The sequence below is a fragment of the Bdellovibrionales bacterium genome (genome assembly GCA_018266295.1).
In the GTDB taxonomy this organism is placed as follows: Bacteria; Bdellovibrionota; Bdellovibrionia; order Bdellovibrionales; family Bdellovibrionaceae; genus JACMRP01.
Genome location: JAFEAQ010000011.1, coordinates 366,973 through 381,209, shown reverse-complemented (window position 1 = coordinate 381,209; position 14,237 = coordinate 366,973). Strand labels below are relative to the sequence as shown.

16 protein-coding genes are annotated in these 14,237 nt (G+C 48.4%); 10 read left to right on the top strand and 6 right to left on the bottom strand.

Going from position 1 to position 14,237, the window contains the following annotated elements:
- Positions 1-136: 136 nt before the first annotated feature.
- From JSU04_10565 to JSU04_10555, 3 genes are all read left to right on the top strand, one after another.
- The gene (locus JSU04_10565) at positions 137-505 is read left to right on the top strand and encodes a hypothetical protein (protein MBS1970743.1); all 369 of its coding nucleotides are present in this window, start codon (positions 137-139) and stop codon (positions 503-505) included.
- Between the two features lie 121 nt (positions 506-626).
- A complete protein-coding gene (locus JSU04_10560; protein MBS1970742.1) occupies positions 627-2,102 on the top strand; it encodes a serine/threonine protein kinase in 1,476 nt (491 codons plus the stop codon).
- Between the two features lie 69 nt (positions 2,103-2,171).
- On the top strand, positions 2,172-2,969 hold the full coding sequence (locus tag JSU04_10555; GenBank protein ID MBS1970741.1) for a hypothetical protein: 798 nt from the start codon (positions 2,172-2,174) through the stop codon (positions 2,967-2,969).
- Here JSU04_10555 and JSU04_10550 read toward each other — a convergent pair.
- Entirely contained in the window at positions 2,966-3,838 is an 873-nt protein-coding gene (locus JSU04_10550) for a LysR family transcriptional regulator (GenBank protein ID MBS1970740.1), read from the bottom strand. The two genes, JSU04_10555 and JSU04_10550, sit on opposite strands and share 4 nt — an antisense overlap.
- Before the next feature lie 91 nt (positions 3,839-3,929).
- Between JSU04_10550 and JSU04_10545 the strand changes: the two genes are divergently transcribed.
- The gene (locus JSU04_10545; GenBank protein MBS1970739.1) at positions 3,930-4,568 is read left to right on the top strand and encodes an FAD-dependent thymidylate synthase; all 639 of its coding nucleotides are present in this window, start codon (positions 3,930-3,932) and stop codon (positions 4,566-4,568) included.
- A gap of 129 nt (positions 4,569-4,697) precedes the next feature.
- A complete protein-coding gene (locus JSU04_10540; protein ID MBS1970738.1) occupies positions 4,698-5,723 on the top strand; it encodes a hypothetical protein in 1,026 nt (341 codons plus the stop codon).
- On the opposite strand, the gene JSU04_10535 is transcribed toward JSU04_10540, so the two are convergent.
- A complete protein-coding gene (locus JSU04_10535) occupies positions 5,724-6,506 on the bottom strand; it encodes an ABC transporter substrate-binding protein (protein MBS1970737.1) in 783 nt (260 codons plus the stop codon).
- Positions 6,507-6,688: 182 nt separating this feature from the next.
- Complete coding sequence (locus tag JSU04_10530) at positions 6,689-7,570, bottom strand: pirin family protein (protein MBS1970736.1); 882 nt, start codon at positions 7,568-7,570, stop codon at positions 6,689-6,691.
- Between the two features lie 224 nt (positions 7,571-7,794).
- Here JSU04_10530 and JSU04_10525 point away from each other — a divergent pair, with 224 nt between their 5' ends.
- From JSU04_10525 to JSU04_10510, 4 genes are all read left to right on the top strand, one after another.
- Complete coding sequence (locus JSU04_10525; GenBank protein ID MBS1970735.1) at positions 7,795-8,757, top strand: hypothetical protein; 963 nt, start codon at positions 7,795-7,797, stop codon at positions 8,755-8,757.
- A 160-nt stretch (positions 8,758-8,917) separates the two neighbouring features.
- Positions 8,918-9,340 (top strand): hypothetical protein, encoded by a 423-nt coding sequence (locus tag JSU04_10520; GenBank protein MBS1970734.1) that lies wholly within the window; start codon positions 8,918-8,920, stop codon positions 9,338-9,340.
- Positions 9,341-9,353: 13 nt separating this feature from the next.
- Positions 9,354-10,574, top strand: coding sequence for an MFS transporter (locus tag JSU04_10515; protein ID MBS1970733.1), 1,221 nt, complete (start codon positions 9,354-9,356; stop codon positions 10,572-10,574).
- 90 nt (positions 10,575-10,664) lie between these two features.
- Positions 10,665-11,237 carry a flavodoxin domain-containing protein gene (locus JSU04_10510; GenBank protein MBS1970732.1) on the top strand — a complete coding sequence of 191 codons (573 nt, stop codon included), beginning with the start codon at positions 10,665-10,667 and terminating at the stop codon, positions 11,235-11,237.
- Positions 11,238-11,306: 69 nt separating this feature from the next.
- Here the strand turns inward: JSU04_10510 and JSU04_10505 are convergent, their stop codons facing one another.
- Entirely contained in the window at positions 11,307-11,609 is a 303-nt protein-coding gene (locus JSU04_10505) for a hypothetical protein (protein MBS1970731.1), read from the bottom strand.
- A gap of 195 nt (positions 11,610-11,804) precedes the next feature.
- On the opposite strand from JSU04_10505, the gene JSU04_10500 reads away from it, so the two are divergent.
- A complete protein-coding gene (locus JSU04_10500) occupies positions 11,805-12,659 on the top strand; it encodes a hypothetical protein (GenBank protein MBS1970730.1) in 855 nt (284 codons plus the stop codon).
- 236 nt (positions 12,660-12,895) lie between these two features.
- On the opposite strand, the gene JSU04_10495 is transcribed toward JSU04_10500, so the two are convergent.
- The gene (locus tag JSU04_10495) at positions 12,896-13,510 is read right to left on the bottom strand and encodes a rhomboid family intramembrane serine protease (GenBank protein ID MBS1970729.1); all 615 of its coding nucleotides are present in this window, start codon (positions 13,508-13,510) and stop codon (positions 12,896-12,898) included.
- A gap of 13 nt (positions 13,511-13,523) precedes the next feature.
- Positions 13,524-14,216 (bottom strand): tRNA pseudouridine(65) synthase TruC, encoded by a 693-nt coding sequence (locus JSU04_10490; GenBank protein MBS1970728.1) that lies wholly within the window; start codon positions 14,214-14,216, stop codon positions 13,524-13,526.
- Positions 14,217-14,237: the final 21 nt, after the last annotated feature.

The window sequence follows — 14,237 nt, the reverse complement described above, 5'->3', positions numbered from 1 at the left end:
AAAATACTTTTCAGCAGTTTTTTATGAAGTGTAAAACTTCAAAACCGCTGTGTTTTATTCTGAAAAAAATAAGGCGATGGGTTTCACAGCTTGGGTTCGGGCTTTTATACTAAAAGCAAGACACAAGGAGTGAGTCATGAACCCGTTATATATCGCCATCGCATGTGTGGTGGTTTTTTATACCTGGTACAGAGCGAACAGCAAGAAAATCCAGGAGCGCACTGAACGCATCAATAGAATCAGCATCCATGGCCCTGACGCCCGTATTTGCTATATGAATATGGCTGGGAAAAGATACATCTGGCAAATCACCATAGAGTCCGTAAAAAAGAAAGGCCAAGATTGGATTATAACCGCTTGGTGCCACGAGAAAAATGACTTCCTCGTGTTCTATGCAAGCCGCATGTATGAGTATTTTGACTTAAAAAGGTTTCAGGAGATTACAAACGTACCTGCTTATTTCTCGGAAAGATTTGGTCAGAAACATCAAAAAAGAACTGTCTGAAACTTTGACTGATTGAGAAGATTCGCTGTCAAAAAAAATGACGTTCGTAGAAACTTAAATATTTTTTCAAAGATGGTCTACAATGGATATTAAAGAGCAGGGTACACACGGAGGTCCGAACATGAACTCAAATGATTTCCCGAATTTTGAGAACTTCGGCAATTATGTATTACTGAAGAAAATCGCTACCGGAGGAATGGCTGAAGTGTTCTTGGCCCGTCCTGCAAGCCATAAAGGCAATGGCCGTGTTGTAGTTATTAAACGCATTTTACCTCATGCCGCTAACGACATTGAGTTTATTAAAATGTTCCAGGGTGAAATTAGGGTTTGTATGGGATTTAATCATCCCCACACGGTGCAGATCCACGATTTCGGAGAATGCAACCGCCAGCCCTATATTTCCATGGAATATATCGAAGGTAAGAATCTTAAGGATGTTCTTTATAAATTTGTTGAAAAGGGCGAACTCATGCCGATACCGATGGCGCTCAGCCTGCTCGCGCAAGCGGCTTCCGGCTTGAGTTACGCCCATACTTTTGTCAACAAAGTCACTGGTGAAGAAGTCAAAGCGATTCATCGCGATATTTCTCCGCACAACTTGCTGGTGAGCTATGACGGCAATTTGAAAGTCATCGATTTTGGTATCGCAAAGGCTGCAAGTACGATGATTGAGGCCACTCGCGCCGGCACGATTAAGGGAAAATTCGCCTACATGTCGCCGGAACAGATCGCCGGCGAGCATCTTGATGCGCGTGTGGATATTTTTGCTTTGGGTATTGTCGCGTGGGAGCTCCTCACAAGCCGTCGCCCATTTTATCGCACTGGCGATTCCGAGATGACCATCCTCGCAACGATTTCAAATTGCGATTACAACATCAAAGCGCCGTCTTACTATAACGGCGCGATTCCGCCGGAGCTTGACCAGGTTATTCTGAAAGCTCTGCGCAAGGATCCCAATGAACGATACTCAAGTGCCGCAGAATTTCAGGCGGCCCTTCGTCAGATTATGCAGACTCACTACCCGGATTATTCTTACTCTGAGAATGCGCGGTTGCTACAAAAAATGTTTGAGACAGAAATTGAGCAAGAGCGTAACGAAGTACGTCTTCTCAATATGAATGTGCAACTTTCCCTTAGCAATTCAGCGGCCCTTTCCGCAAACGGCGAGGCTGCCACTGTTTTGATTCAGACGCATGCTTCTCCGCCGCCGGCTTCGCAAAAAGCGGTGAGTCCCAACGTCGATGTGGATCAACGTCTGCGTGGTATTGAGAAGATGATGAAGGAGAAAGCATCCACTCGTCACTACATGCTGTTTGCATTTTATCTGCTGTCAGTGATCATGCTGAAATTAGATGAATCCTATGGCTTTTTTGATTTCTTAATTCCCCAAGGCAAGATGGCGGGGCAAGTTCAAGCCGTGGCCCCCGAACGGCGCGCGCCTGCACGAACTGTTCAGCGACAGCAACAACAGCAGCAACGTTACGCGGCTCCTCGTGCAAGAGCAGTTCAGCCACAGCCAGGGGCTGCACAGCAAGGCAATGCCGTCAAAAAGCCAACGGTGCGTAGAACTGTGGTGACTCAAGACCGGGCCGAGTAAAAACACGGCTTTGTTTGTCGTTGCTGAATTGGACTCGACAGTCTGCGGATCCTGTGATGCGATGACGGCATGTCAAAGTTTAGCCGGCTTTTTATCGTCGTTACATTTCTTTTTGTTGCTGAAAATTTGTCTGCGCAAGAGATGCGATCTCCTTACAATTCTTTGATTTTATCGATCATCAAAGAAATGCCCGTGGGCGGAGGTTACGACACCTCAAACTCAACATTTAAATTATTGAAGTCATCAATGACTGTTCATGACGGCCACCTAGTTTTTGCTCGAGAGAACACAACGCCGAGCTTCTGCAGCGCCTCGACCTATCAGGTGTTTTTGCGACTGATTGAAAAAATGCAAACTGAGAAAAGACTTTCTCTCGGAAAAGATATTCCAGAGACGCTGATGATCACGGGCCAGCCGGATGGCTCTGGCGTTTGGGGGCGGTGGAATGCAAACGGCCCTGGGACTGCAAGGCTGTTTCATGAACTCGGTCTTGGGATCAACTTCACGGACATCGCACTGGCACAGCCCGGGGATTTTATGAAAGCCTTTTGGAGCGACGAGATCGGTGTGAAAGAAAGAGGCCACTCGGTGGTTTTCACCGGAACAAAAGAGAACGGCGCAAAGATCTGTTTCTGGTCGAGCAACCTTGAAACGAAAGAACAGCCTGCCGGCATGGGTGAAAAGTGCCTCGCGAAAGAAAAATTCCATCGCATGATTTTCTCACGCCTGCAGTCCTTGGAAAATTTAAACCAGATTCCGAAAAAGATGGCGGCGAACTCGCCCACCTACAGTGACAAGTACCTTGCCGACATGTTAAAGCGCTCTTCCACCCCTGAAGAGATGTGCGCTGAAATAGGTTGTCGCTAAAAACAGGTCTTGATCTCATTTAAAAGATTTTGAAACCATTTCGTCTTGTGGAACTCTTTACGGTAGGTCAGATAAAACTCCCGCAGAGTCACAAGCTCCACCGGGATCGGTAGAATCCAGTTTTTTGTATTTGAAACTGAAAGATAGGCGGGTAAGGCTGCCCAGCCCATTCCGGCATCCACCATCGAGGCAATGCTAGAGTAGCTCTCTGTGACTCTTTGGATCCGTAATTTCTGATAGTCCATCTCATAGGCCCCGCAGAGTTTTGCCAGGACTTCGTCTTGGGATTTATAAGCAATCCCTGGAAGAATTGCGAGTTCCGTAAAGAGCTTTTTTCCCAGCCCGCGTTTTTCGCGCAGAAGTGATTTCGGAATCACCAGCTGAAAATTTTCGTTAAATAATTTCTTTGCAATAATCTCTGGCGAACTCGGAGGATCATGAAGGACTGCGATTTCAATTTTTCGCTGCAACAGTGCCTCGATCATCGCCTCATTGGTCATCTCAGAGAAATAAATCTGCCCAGGAAAGCGAATCTGATCACTGCAGCGGTCAAGAACTCCGCGGCGGGCGGCAAAGCGCACACGAGCCGTTTGGCCGTCATCGTGTAATAGCTCTGTTTGATGAACCAGGCTTTGAATGCCATTGAGTCGCGCGCTTAACTCACGCAGAAGATCCTGAGCAAATGGAGTCAGCACTTTCTTGCGGCCACTGAAAGTAAATAAAGGTTGAGGCATTTTTTTGTCCAGTGCTTTGAGTTGTTTGGACAGAGCCGGCTGAGTGATACCCAGAGTTTTTGCCGCCGTTACGATATTGACGGACTCGCCGAAAACCACAAACGCCTGAAGATGCTGAAGAGGAATATTCGTCATTTAAGTCATATAACTTAAAGAATATTAAATATGAAATCATATTCCTTATTTCGGGCTGCACTATTTTGTATAACTGATCTAAGGAGGCCCCATGACTGAAAACGCCGTTCGACTGATTTCGATCTCGCCAAAAGCCGAAGAAACCATGGCCTATTGCGCCCGGGTCAGTAATCCCGTGAACCAAGACAACCCGGACTTTGCTCGCTTGATTCATTACTGCATTAAGCACGGCCACTGGTCGATTTTCGAGCAGGCGAACTTGGTCCTCGAGGTCACCACCTCGCGGGCGGTGGCTGCCCAGATTCTGCGGCATCGCTCCTTTTCGTTTCAAGAGTTCTCGCAGCGCTACGCGGCCGTGGATGGCTTTATAGAGTATGGAGCCCGCAGGCAGGATCAGAAAAACCGCCAGAACTCCCTCGATGATCTTTCCCCAGAGACCAAGCAGTGGTTTTTAGAGGCTCAGAAGCACGTTTGGGAGGCCGCTCACGGCAAATATCAAGAGGCCCTCGAGCGCGGCATTGCAAAAGAATGCGCCCGCATGCTGCTGCCGTTAAACACTTCAACAAGGCTTTATATGAACGGAACTGTGCGCAGTTGGATACACTACATTCAATTGAGAAGTGAAGCCGGCACCCAGCTCGAACATCGTGAAATCGCCGAGCAGTGCCGTGGGATCTTCGTCCGTGAATTGCCAACAATATCAACTGCTTTAGGTTGGGCAAAAGCGTGACGTTTTTAAGCGTCGAAACGTCGAAGCTTTGGCCGTTGTTTGACAGGCTCTAAGCTATCCCATTTTTAGCGTGGAACACGTCTTGCTCTCTAGGCTCCCGAAAAATAAAAAAAATGATCGGAGCTAAACATGAATAAGGCGTGGACGTTGGCACTTTTGGCCGCGATTCAAACGGTGTCCCTCCCGGGACGTGCAGGATATGAAGAGAGCGTTGCTGAGCGGAACCTCCGTCTCAGTGGCGCTTATGTCTCTAACACTTATGGCAACGGCCGTAACAGCAATGGCGATGATATGCAGAATCGTGCCCTGGAGGTGCGTTTCGGTCAAGAGCTCCGTGGGACGGGGCTGCCAAGTGATAGCTCCGTTCGCATCGACTTCGTTCACTATAACGAAGGTCACCCTCAGAACAATCACCGCGATGGTTTTGCCGGCCAAATCGTCTTTAGAAAAGACATTTCTGACAGAATGAAAGCAGAAGTCGGCGTAGGTCCTTACTTCTCGATGAATACAACCACTGTTGATGGCGTCGAGCTGGACGATCAAAGACTCGGCGCTTTGGCGACAGCGGCGGTGTTGTATTACCTCGGCAATAACGGCTGGCATGTTCGTGCCCAGTACAACCGTGTACAGATGCCGGGCGCGCCAAGTTCAGATGCCGTCCTTGTGGGTGTTGGTAAAGACTTTTCAGCCAGTCACTTCCGCGATTCTGCAGACTACGCGGGTGATGGATCTGTTTGGCTCGATGTGATGGGTGGCAATACGATCACAAATCACGGTGGCACGGAGTCCGCGAAGAACGCAGCCGTTGAGCTTAAGAAATACTATAGCAACGGCATGGCCTTGTCTGTTTCAGGAATTCATGAAGGGGATGATGGCGTTCGCACAGACCGTAACGGTGTTGCAACCCAAGTGTGGTTTGTTCAACCGATCAGCGAAAAATGGAGTATGAGCGCCGGTGTCGGTCCTTACTTTGCAATCAACAAGCGTGGCTCCAACAACCTTCAGACAAACGCCTTGATCAGTGTTCGTGCAGAGCGCACCGTAGGTGATTCAAAGAAGGGTGTTAAAGTCTTCGTGGATTTCAGCCGCGTCGTTTCGAGTGACAATAACGATCGCGACATGATGCGCGTGGGTGTGCAAAAGCGTTTTAAATAATTACTTCGGAGCGCCTGCCGTGAGATTCTTCATGTAGGCGTTCACGTAATTCGTAAATTCCTCTTCATTCAGAACTTTATTGATCTCATCTAGCAGGTCCATGCCTTGCGGGGTTTTACGGAAGGCAATCCCGTAGTTGAGCATTTCGACTCGGTGTGGATGGATTTCTAATTTGTCGGCAAACGGTTTTAGGGTCGGATTCGTCGCCATCAAGAACTTGTACATGTTCTCATCCATAAAGATGTAATCGACACGCTTGTGAGCAAGCTTCAGAATATTTTTGACATCATCTGGAGCCATTTCAATTTTGAGTTTTCCGGCTTCATACAGCTGTGTGGCTTCTGGAACCATGTCATAGCCGTTCACGTTGCCGCCAAGATATTTGGTCAAGTCTTCGATCTTCTTCCACTGGATCGGATTTTCTTTGTTTTGAATAATCATCCAAGGGGATTGATAGAAAATTTTCGACAGGACAAAGCCTTTGATGAGGTTATACTTTGTGCTGGGAGCATAGCCGACAAAGTCCCGATCGTGCGTCGCGAGGTTTTTTGACCGCAAGAAGGGCGCAAAACTCATTTTCAAATCATAGCCGCGTTTTTTAAACAGCATCTTGAGTGCATAGGAACCCGCTCCTTGATCAGGCATGTGCTCGCTCATAAAAGGCGGGATCTCCATCGTTACGAGACTGATCTCACGAAGCTCGCTGGTAGTGGGTTTAGGCTGTGCATTGGCAGCATTGAGGATCAAAGAGGACGTAAAAAGAAATACGATTGTTGCTTTCATATAACTTTTCTGTAGCGGAGGAGGAAGAAAGTGTAAAACCAATCTTGAGGAAGCCCTGGTAAATGGGCAATTTAGAAGAGATCTTCACAACGTTGTTACGGAATATTGAAATCTTTAAATCAACCCATGAAGAAATGAAAGCCCCAGGCGTTGCCTGGGGCTCCAGTGAAGGCTTTGTGTTTTTAGTTTTCAGATCCGCTGATCGAGCCAAAAGATCCCATGCGTCCTTCTTCGAAATCGATGAAGGCTTGCTTGATTTCGCCGATGGAGTTCATGACAAACGGGCCATAGCCGACAATCGGTTCTTCAATCGGCTCTCCTCCCATGAAGAGCAACTTCGTGTCTTCAAGGACTTTGAACGTGAGCTCGTCGCCGTCGCGTTCAAACACCGCGAGGGCTGCTTCGCCAATCGCTTCAGTACCGACTTCGATTTTGCCACTTAAGACAAACGCCGTTGCGGTGTGACCGGCAGGAACTTTCAAAGTGACTTTGTGACCAGCTTTCAAGTTCAAGTCCCAAAGATTGATCGGAGTAAATGTCATGCCGGGGCCTTTGGCGTCTTGATAGTTTCCAGCAATCACGCGCAAAGTTCCGGCGCCATCAGGCAGGGCTACTGCCGGAATGTTCGCATCTTTCAAACCTTGATAGCGAGGTTTTGACATTTTATCTTTTCTTGGCAAGTTCACCCAAAGCTGTACCATCTCAAAGTTGCCGCCGCGTTTTGCGAACTCGGGACCATGGAACTCTTCATGTACAAGGCCCGAAGCCGCCGTCATCCATTGCACGTCACCGGGACCAATGAGACCTCCACCGCCAGCGGAATCGCGATGCTCCACTTCGCCTGAATAGACTATCGTCACGGTTTCAAAGCCGCGGTGAGGATGCTCACCAACGCCTTTACGTTCATTCGTCGGCGGGAAGGTTGCCGGGCCCGCGTAATCCATTAACAGAAATGGCGAAATCTCTTTGGCCAAATCATTATAAGTAAAGATTGAGCGGACGGGGAACCCATCGCCAACCCAGTGGCGTTGTTCATTTTTTCGAGAGAATAATAGTTTCTTCATAAAACCGTCCTTTCTGTTAAAGCTAATATACTGTTTTTTGTGAACCCTGACTAGCCAGTATAATCTGTAAAGATTATTCAATATATTGTATAATGAGCTGCTCTCTTTTTCGAAGGTGATTATGTACCTACCTAGGTTAAGTAGTGCACAGGGAACGTAACGGAAACACGTCCTGATCTGTGTTATTCACTGGAAGCAAAAGTGTGGACGGTGAAAATGGACACATGAAAATCACAAACCTCATTATTTCAGCGGCCGTCGTTTTTCTCTCAGGGAAATCCTTCGCAGGTCTGATTCCGTTCGCCTTTTGGAAATCAAAGACAGCCGGATGCACCTACACCAAAGTCATATTAACTTCAGGCACCTCGTGGGCGATCCCGAGTGACTGGAATAAAGACGATAACTCCATCGAAGCCATCGGCGGTGGCGGCGGTGGTGGTGGTGCCGGCAGTTGGTGTTCAAATGATGCAAATGGTGGCGGTGGCGGCGGCGCCTACGCACGTAAGAACAACTTGCAGGTCACATACCCGGGCACCGTCACTTATCAAATTGGCGCGAAAGGAAACTCCAGCACCGATGGAACAGACACATGGTTCGTAGACACATCGACACTTCTCGCAAAGGCAGGACTTAAAGGTTCAACGAGCGGCGGTGGTGCTGGTGGCAGTGCAGCGACTTCCATCGGCGATGTCACTTATTCCGGCGGAAATGGCGGATCGAAATCTTCGACTTCCGGTGGAGGAGGTGGTGGCGGAGCCGGAGGGCCCAACGGTCCAGGCGCGAACGGTGTCACTCCTGGTTCAGGTGCGGGCGGAGGCGGTGGCGGTGGGAATGGCGGCGGTGCTGTCGGAAGCGGATCCACAGGCGGCAAAAACTATCTCGGCGCCGGAGCCGGCGTGCGTGGAGGGGCGAGTCCCGCAAACGGCGGCGGTGGTGCCGGCGGTGCTGACAATGCTGGAACTCCGAATCCTCAAGCGGGCAGTGCGGGCAATGACTTAGCAACCTCCCCTTCAGTGGCAGGAAGTGGTGGCGGTGGTGGTGGAACCGGTGTTGGTAACTCAGGCGCCGGTGGTGCCGCCGGAAACTACGGTGGAGGCGGCGGTGGAAATGGATTCTGCGCGAAGAGTCCGCCAGCGGGCGGAGCCGGAGCAAACGGAGTGATTGTCATTACTTACTGCCCACTTTGACTTTTTGAAAGTTTGCGGTTATATTCTATTATGAGGCTGACGAGGACGCCTCTACCGCCAAAGAGAAGCTCACCTCGCGAAGACAGGCGTTCACACGCCAACACAAATAAACTCTTTTGGTTACCAACGCGGTTATAGGTAACAAGACAAAGGAGATTTTGTGGCCATTTCACAAATCCAGCATTTAAAAAACAAAGCGAAACTACTCCAAAAGGCCAAGGCTAAAGCCGGGAAGCCGATTGCACTCAAAGACGCTCTTGAGATCATCGCCAAACACGCGAACTTTGCTTCGTGGCGCGAGCTCAAAGAAAATCTTGATGCCAATGCGATCCTCGTGCGGCATCTCGGGTCTTCGGTCTGGAATGTTTGGTATTCGTCGTATGAAGACGCCGTTCGCGATCTCAATCAACGCGAAGGACGATTTCTGCTTCCCTATCAAAAACAGTTTTTTATCTGTGACATTCACTACGTAAACCGTCTTAATATTGATGTGGATGATGCGGATCTTAAACTGGTCGGCAATAATTGGGTCGAGCCCAAGGATGCCGCCGCCTGGGACCGTCTTCTCAAGAAAATGAAATAGCAGGGGATCTCAAATGACAAATAAGTTTACGGGATACCAGAAGTTCGTTGTCGCACTTCTGGCCTTCCTTCAATTTACTATTATTCTGGACTTCATGATCATCTCTCCGCTTGGGGCGATGCTGATGCCTGCGCTGAAGATCACGCCGTCACAATTCGGCGTGGTGGTGTCGGTCTATGCCTTCAGTGCGGGGATTTCAGGATTGCTGGCGGCGGGCTTCGCCGATCGCTATGACAGAAAAAAGCTGCTGTTATTTTTCTATGGTGGCTTTATCTTAGGCACTCTTTTCTGCGGTCTTGCGCCGACGTTTGAGTTCCTGGTGGCGGCTCGATTGATCACGGGGCTTTTTGGCGGGGTGATTGGCTCGGTCTCTTTTGCAATCGTCACGGATTTATTTCCGCTCGAGATGCGTGGTCGGGTGATGGGCTTGATGCAAACAGCCTTCGCCGCTAGTCAGATTCTGGGAATTCCGGCGGGTTTGTATTTTTCAAACCTGTGGGGCTGGCACGCACCGTTCTTAATGATCGTGGCAGTGAGTGCAATTGTCGGTGTCGCCATCGTGATGTACATGAAACCGATTGATGAGCATTTAAAGCTGCAATCAGATCGCAGTGCCGTGAAGCACTTGGTGTCGACGGTGACTTATCCGAAGTATCTTTTTGCGTTTATGGTGACGGCGATGCTTTCCATTGGTGGCTACATGCTGATGCCCTTCGGTAGTACTTTTACGGTGAAAAATCTTGGCATCCATATGGATCAGCTGCCGATGATCTATCTCGTGACAGGTATTTTGACGATCTTTATCGGTCCGTTGGTGGGACGCGCGAGTGATTCCTTTGGCAAGTTTAATACGTTTGTCTTTGGCAGCGTTCTCAGCATGATCATGGTGGTGATCTACACAAATCTTGGCATCACGCCGATCATGACGGTGATCATTGTGAACGTGATCATGTTTGTGTCAATCTTCTCGCGCATGATTCCTTCACAAGCGCTGATGTCGGCGATTCCCGATCCGGCAAATCGCGGGGCCTTCATGTCCGTGAGTTCTTCGTTGCAACAGATCGCCGGCGGCCTTGCGTCGGTGGTTGCGGGCCTTATCGTCGTTGAAGGAAAAGACGGTGTGCTTGAGCATTTCGATACACTTGGCTATGTGATGGTGGTGATCGCGATTGTTGCACTGATCATGATGTACTTTATCCATCGTCAGGTTTCTGAAGCTCCGGTTAAACACTAATTTGTCGGCCGTCTTTGCTAAAACACCGGTTTTCTGCGGGGCCTCTTGGATTATAATCAAGAGGTCCTCGAAGATCCGTGAGGAGGCTTTATGGCGGTCCGAATTCTCATCGTCTACGAATCCAAGTACGGTCAAACCCACAAAATTGCCAAGTACCTCTGTGATCGTATGAACTCCCAAGGTCATACGGTCGAGATGATGAATGCTCGTCATCTGCGGGCGGTGGCGTTTTCTAACTATGATGGCGTGATTGTCGGTGCTCCGATCTATATGCGCAGCTATCCGCGCAAACTGCGCCAGTGGGTGATCGATCACTCAGAAAACTTAAACCGCAAACCCTCGGCCTTTTTCTCGGTCTGTATGGAGGTCCTAAGAAAAGACGAAAGGTCACAACGTGATCTTTTGATGATTTCAGAGAACTTCTTTAAGAAGACAGGGTGGTATCCGAAACGCCGTAAGGTCTTTGCTGGAGCGGTTCGATTTACGCGCTACAATTGGCTCTTAAAGTCCGTGATGAAGTGGTTTGCGATGAGATCGGGTGACATACCCGACACGCATAGAGACTATGAGTTCACGAAATGGAATGACGTCGCTCGCTTTAGCGATGAATTTATTGGCTCGATTCAGGCCCGCAAAGAATTCGATATGGGACGCTTTCCGTAATAGCTCTCAGAAATAAAAAAGCCGGAGACCTGCTCCGGCTTTATAGTTTTCGTCTGCGCGAGTTAAAAACTAGCGAGCGAGGAACTTGCAGTACCAACCAGCGTAGTTGCCGCCGAAGTCAGAAGCAACAGTGATTGTCTCACCTGGTTGTACAACTTGGTCTACTTTGTATTGAGCAGACACATCACGGTCTTTACCAGCGCGTCTTTCAACAGCGAAGTAAACCCATTTGAAGTTCTTAGCGCCACCGTTGTTAGTGTAAGAACAGTTGTATTTGCCACCTTGGTAAGAAATTGTACCGTAGTGTGATTCCAAAGCGCTAGCAGTGCCAGCAGCGAAAAGAACAGCGATCATAGCGATCAATGTTTTCATATTAAATCCTCCCAGTTCAGTGTTTTGCAGAATAATTACCCAGCGAAACACTCCGGTCAATTGGCAGATTTTGTATCGATTTTTCTTTTGAAATTTCAATGGGAGCGCCTCGTTTCTCACTCTGAGAAAAGCGTCCACTCCTTCGACAAAATACCAAAGTTCGAGTTTTGTCGCGGGTCGAGGTAAAATGGAAGCATGATCACAGAGCTATGGAATGCTTTCCCACGTATGCTGGTTGAACGGATCAACGGTCTTCTTGATGAGGCGGAGCCGAGCGCCATGAAGGCCTTTCACCTCTATAAAACCTGTCAGACCGAGAGGCTCTGGACGGGCACTTTCGAGAAATTTTCCAATCACTTACGCGACTTTTTCGCAATGCCGAAAGCAGAGCGAAAGAAGAGCTTTTTTGATGCTTGTCTTGAACGGCCTATGGGTAGCGAAGTCTACGCTGATTTTCATTTAACTTTCAGAACGGCGCTTGTGAGTAATAAATCATTGATTGATATTGCAAGTTGGGCTCATCACCTCGTGCGCGTTGGCTACAAAACGAACAGTGTGATTATTTCTGAAGATGTGTTCACAAAAACATTGAACTACATCACGAATCCTCCGCACTTTGAAAAAGATCAGAATATCGAATTCGAAGATTTCTGTGATGCCTGGAAAAAAATCGTCTACAAAGTCTTCGGCAAAAAATACGATTCTGAATTGAACGCTATTTTGCGCGAGCTGCGTTGGTTGAATGCGCAAATTCGTGAAGCGGATCATGAAGCTCAGGAAAAAGGTTTTTATCCGACCATCTATTTAACTCAAACCGAGATCGATTGGACGATCGCTGTTCATAAGGCAGCGTTCGCATCGGCTTCGATTCCGAAATTTCCACTCTCACGCGGTCCGCAGAAGCAACGCCTGATTGAATTACAGCGGGCGATTAATCTGTATCGGATCGTACAAACCGCACAGCACCCGGATTTGGTGAAGCACAGAGAAAATATCCGGGCCACGATCATCGAGCGGTGTGAGAGTTTGCTACGTGATAAAGCGGCTTAAGAAATCGCGAAAAGAGGATCGTTGTTTATGCTTTTTAGGCTTGAAGTGAGCTGCGCAAAACGGGCATACTCATTCTTGAAAGAAAGCTACTGTGAAAGCGTAAAATGGATAACTTAAAGCCCTAGTTTAAAACACGAACGGTTTCTTTGATAACCAAAACGCTTAATAGTTCGGTAGCGGATGAGGGAAGACAAAAGTTCTTCCCTCATTTATTTTGTGCGGCTTGATAAGTGTGTTTATCTTTGAACACGAACAAGGCGGGGACGCAAAATGAAATAAGCAATCAGTCCGAATAGAGCGCCACCTAAATGCGCTCCGTGACCGATAGGTAAGCCTCCGCCCTCAGCCTGGCTGATAAGTCCCCACACATCTAAACCGACAAAAGCCAGTGCGCCCCACATTGCCGGCAGTGGAATGATACCAAATAGCAATAACTTTTCTTTAGGGTAAAGCAGGCAAAATAAAATCAAGACGGCGGCAATGGCGCCGGAAGCACCGACCGCAGGAAGTTCCGGTTTGCCAAGAAGAAATGCCGAAACCGCGGCGTGGGCAAAAGAACTAAAGATGCCCGCCGCCATGTAGAACACGAAAAATCTTTTGGCTCCTAAGATAGATTCGATCGCATCGCCAAAGCCATTCAGCACATACATGTTCAGTAACAAGTGAAAAAACATTTCATGAGAAAAAACAGAGGTGACCAGCACCCACCATCGCCCTTGTTGAAGAGCTTCCCAGCTGACCGCGAAGTTATTGTGCATGAACCACAGACGTTCATCGCCTCCGGTAGACCACATGAGAAAGACCAAAATATTTAGAACAATGATGATGGGAACAAGTCTTACTGATCGCATGGATCCAGTATGTCTAGGAATGCTCAAAGAGGGAATAAATTTTATTCCACTTTTCACAAGCTTCAGCTTCAATTTTCATTTCTTTACCGGTCCATGGGTGTGTGAATTGCAGGCAGGATGCTCTGAGGCAAAGACCTTGGATTTTCAACTCATCCCTAAAAAAGCGATTGTGATGAGAGTCACCATGTTCAATATCACCCAAGAGGGGATGGGCAACGCGATCAAAATGACGGCGAATCTGATGCCAGCGGCCTGTGACCGGGTTCACCTCAACGAGGGAGTAACGTGCGGTCGGATATTTTTTCCCGACCGGGAATGGGAGCTCAATGGTCCTAAGTCGCTTAAAGACAGTCTTAGACTCCATCAAATGATCGAATCCCGCGATTTCCAGTGGGATCTCGATAACTCCCTCCTCAGCCACGTGTCCACGAGCCACCGCGTGATAAGTTTTTTGAATCCGGCGTTCCATGAAAAGTCGGCCTAGTTCGCTTGCGGCCTCCCGCGACATAGCAAATAACACGACTCCACTGGTAGGAGCATCGAGGCGATGAGCAGGAAACACTTCTTTTTTCATCATTTCGCGAAGTGTGTAGAGGCTGATTTTCTCTCTGGGAACAGGGTAGCGTGAACGCTCGGGTGGATGAACAAAATGGCCCGCGGGTTTATCGATAGCAAAAAAATGTTCGTCTTGAAAAAGTATCTTCATGGGAGGCTAAAGTCCTACTGC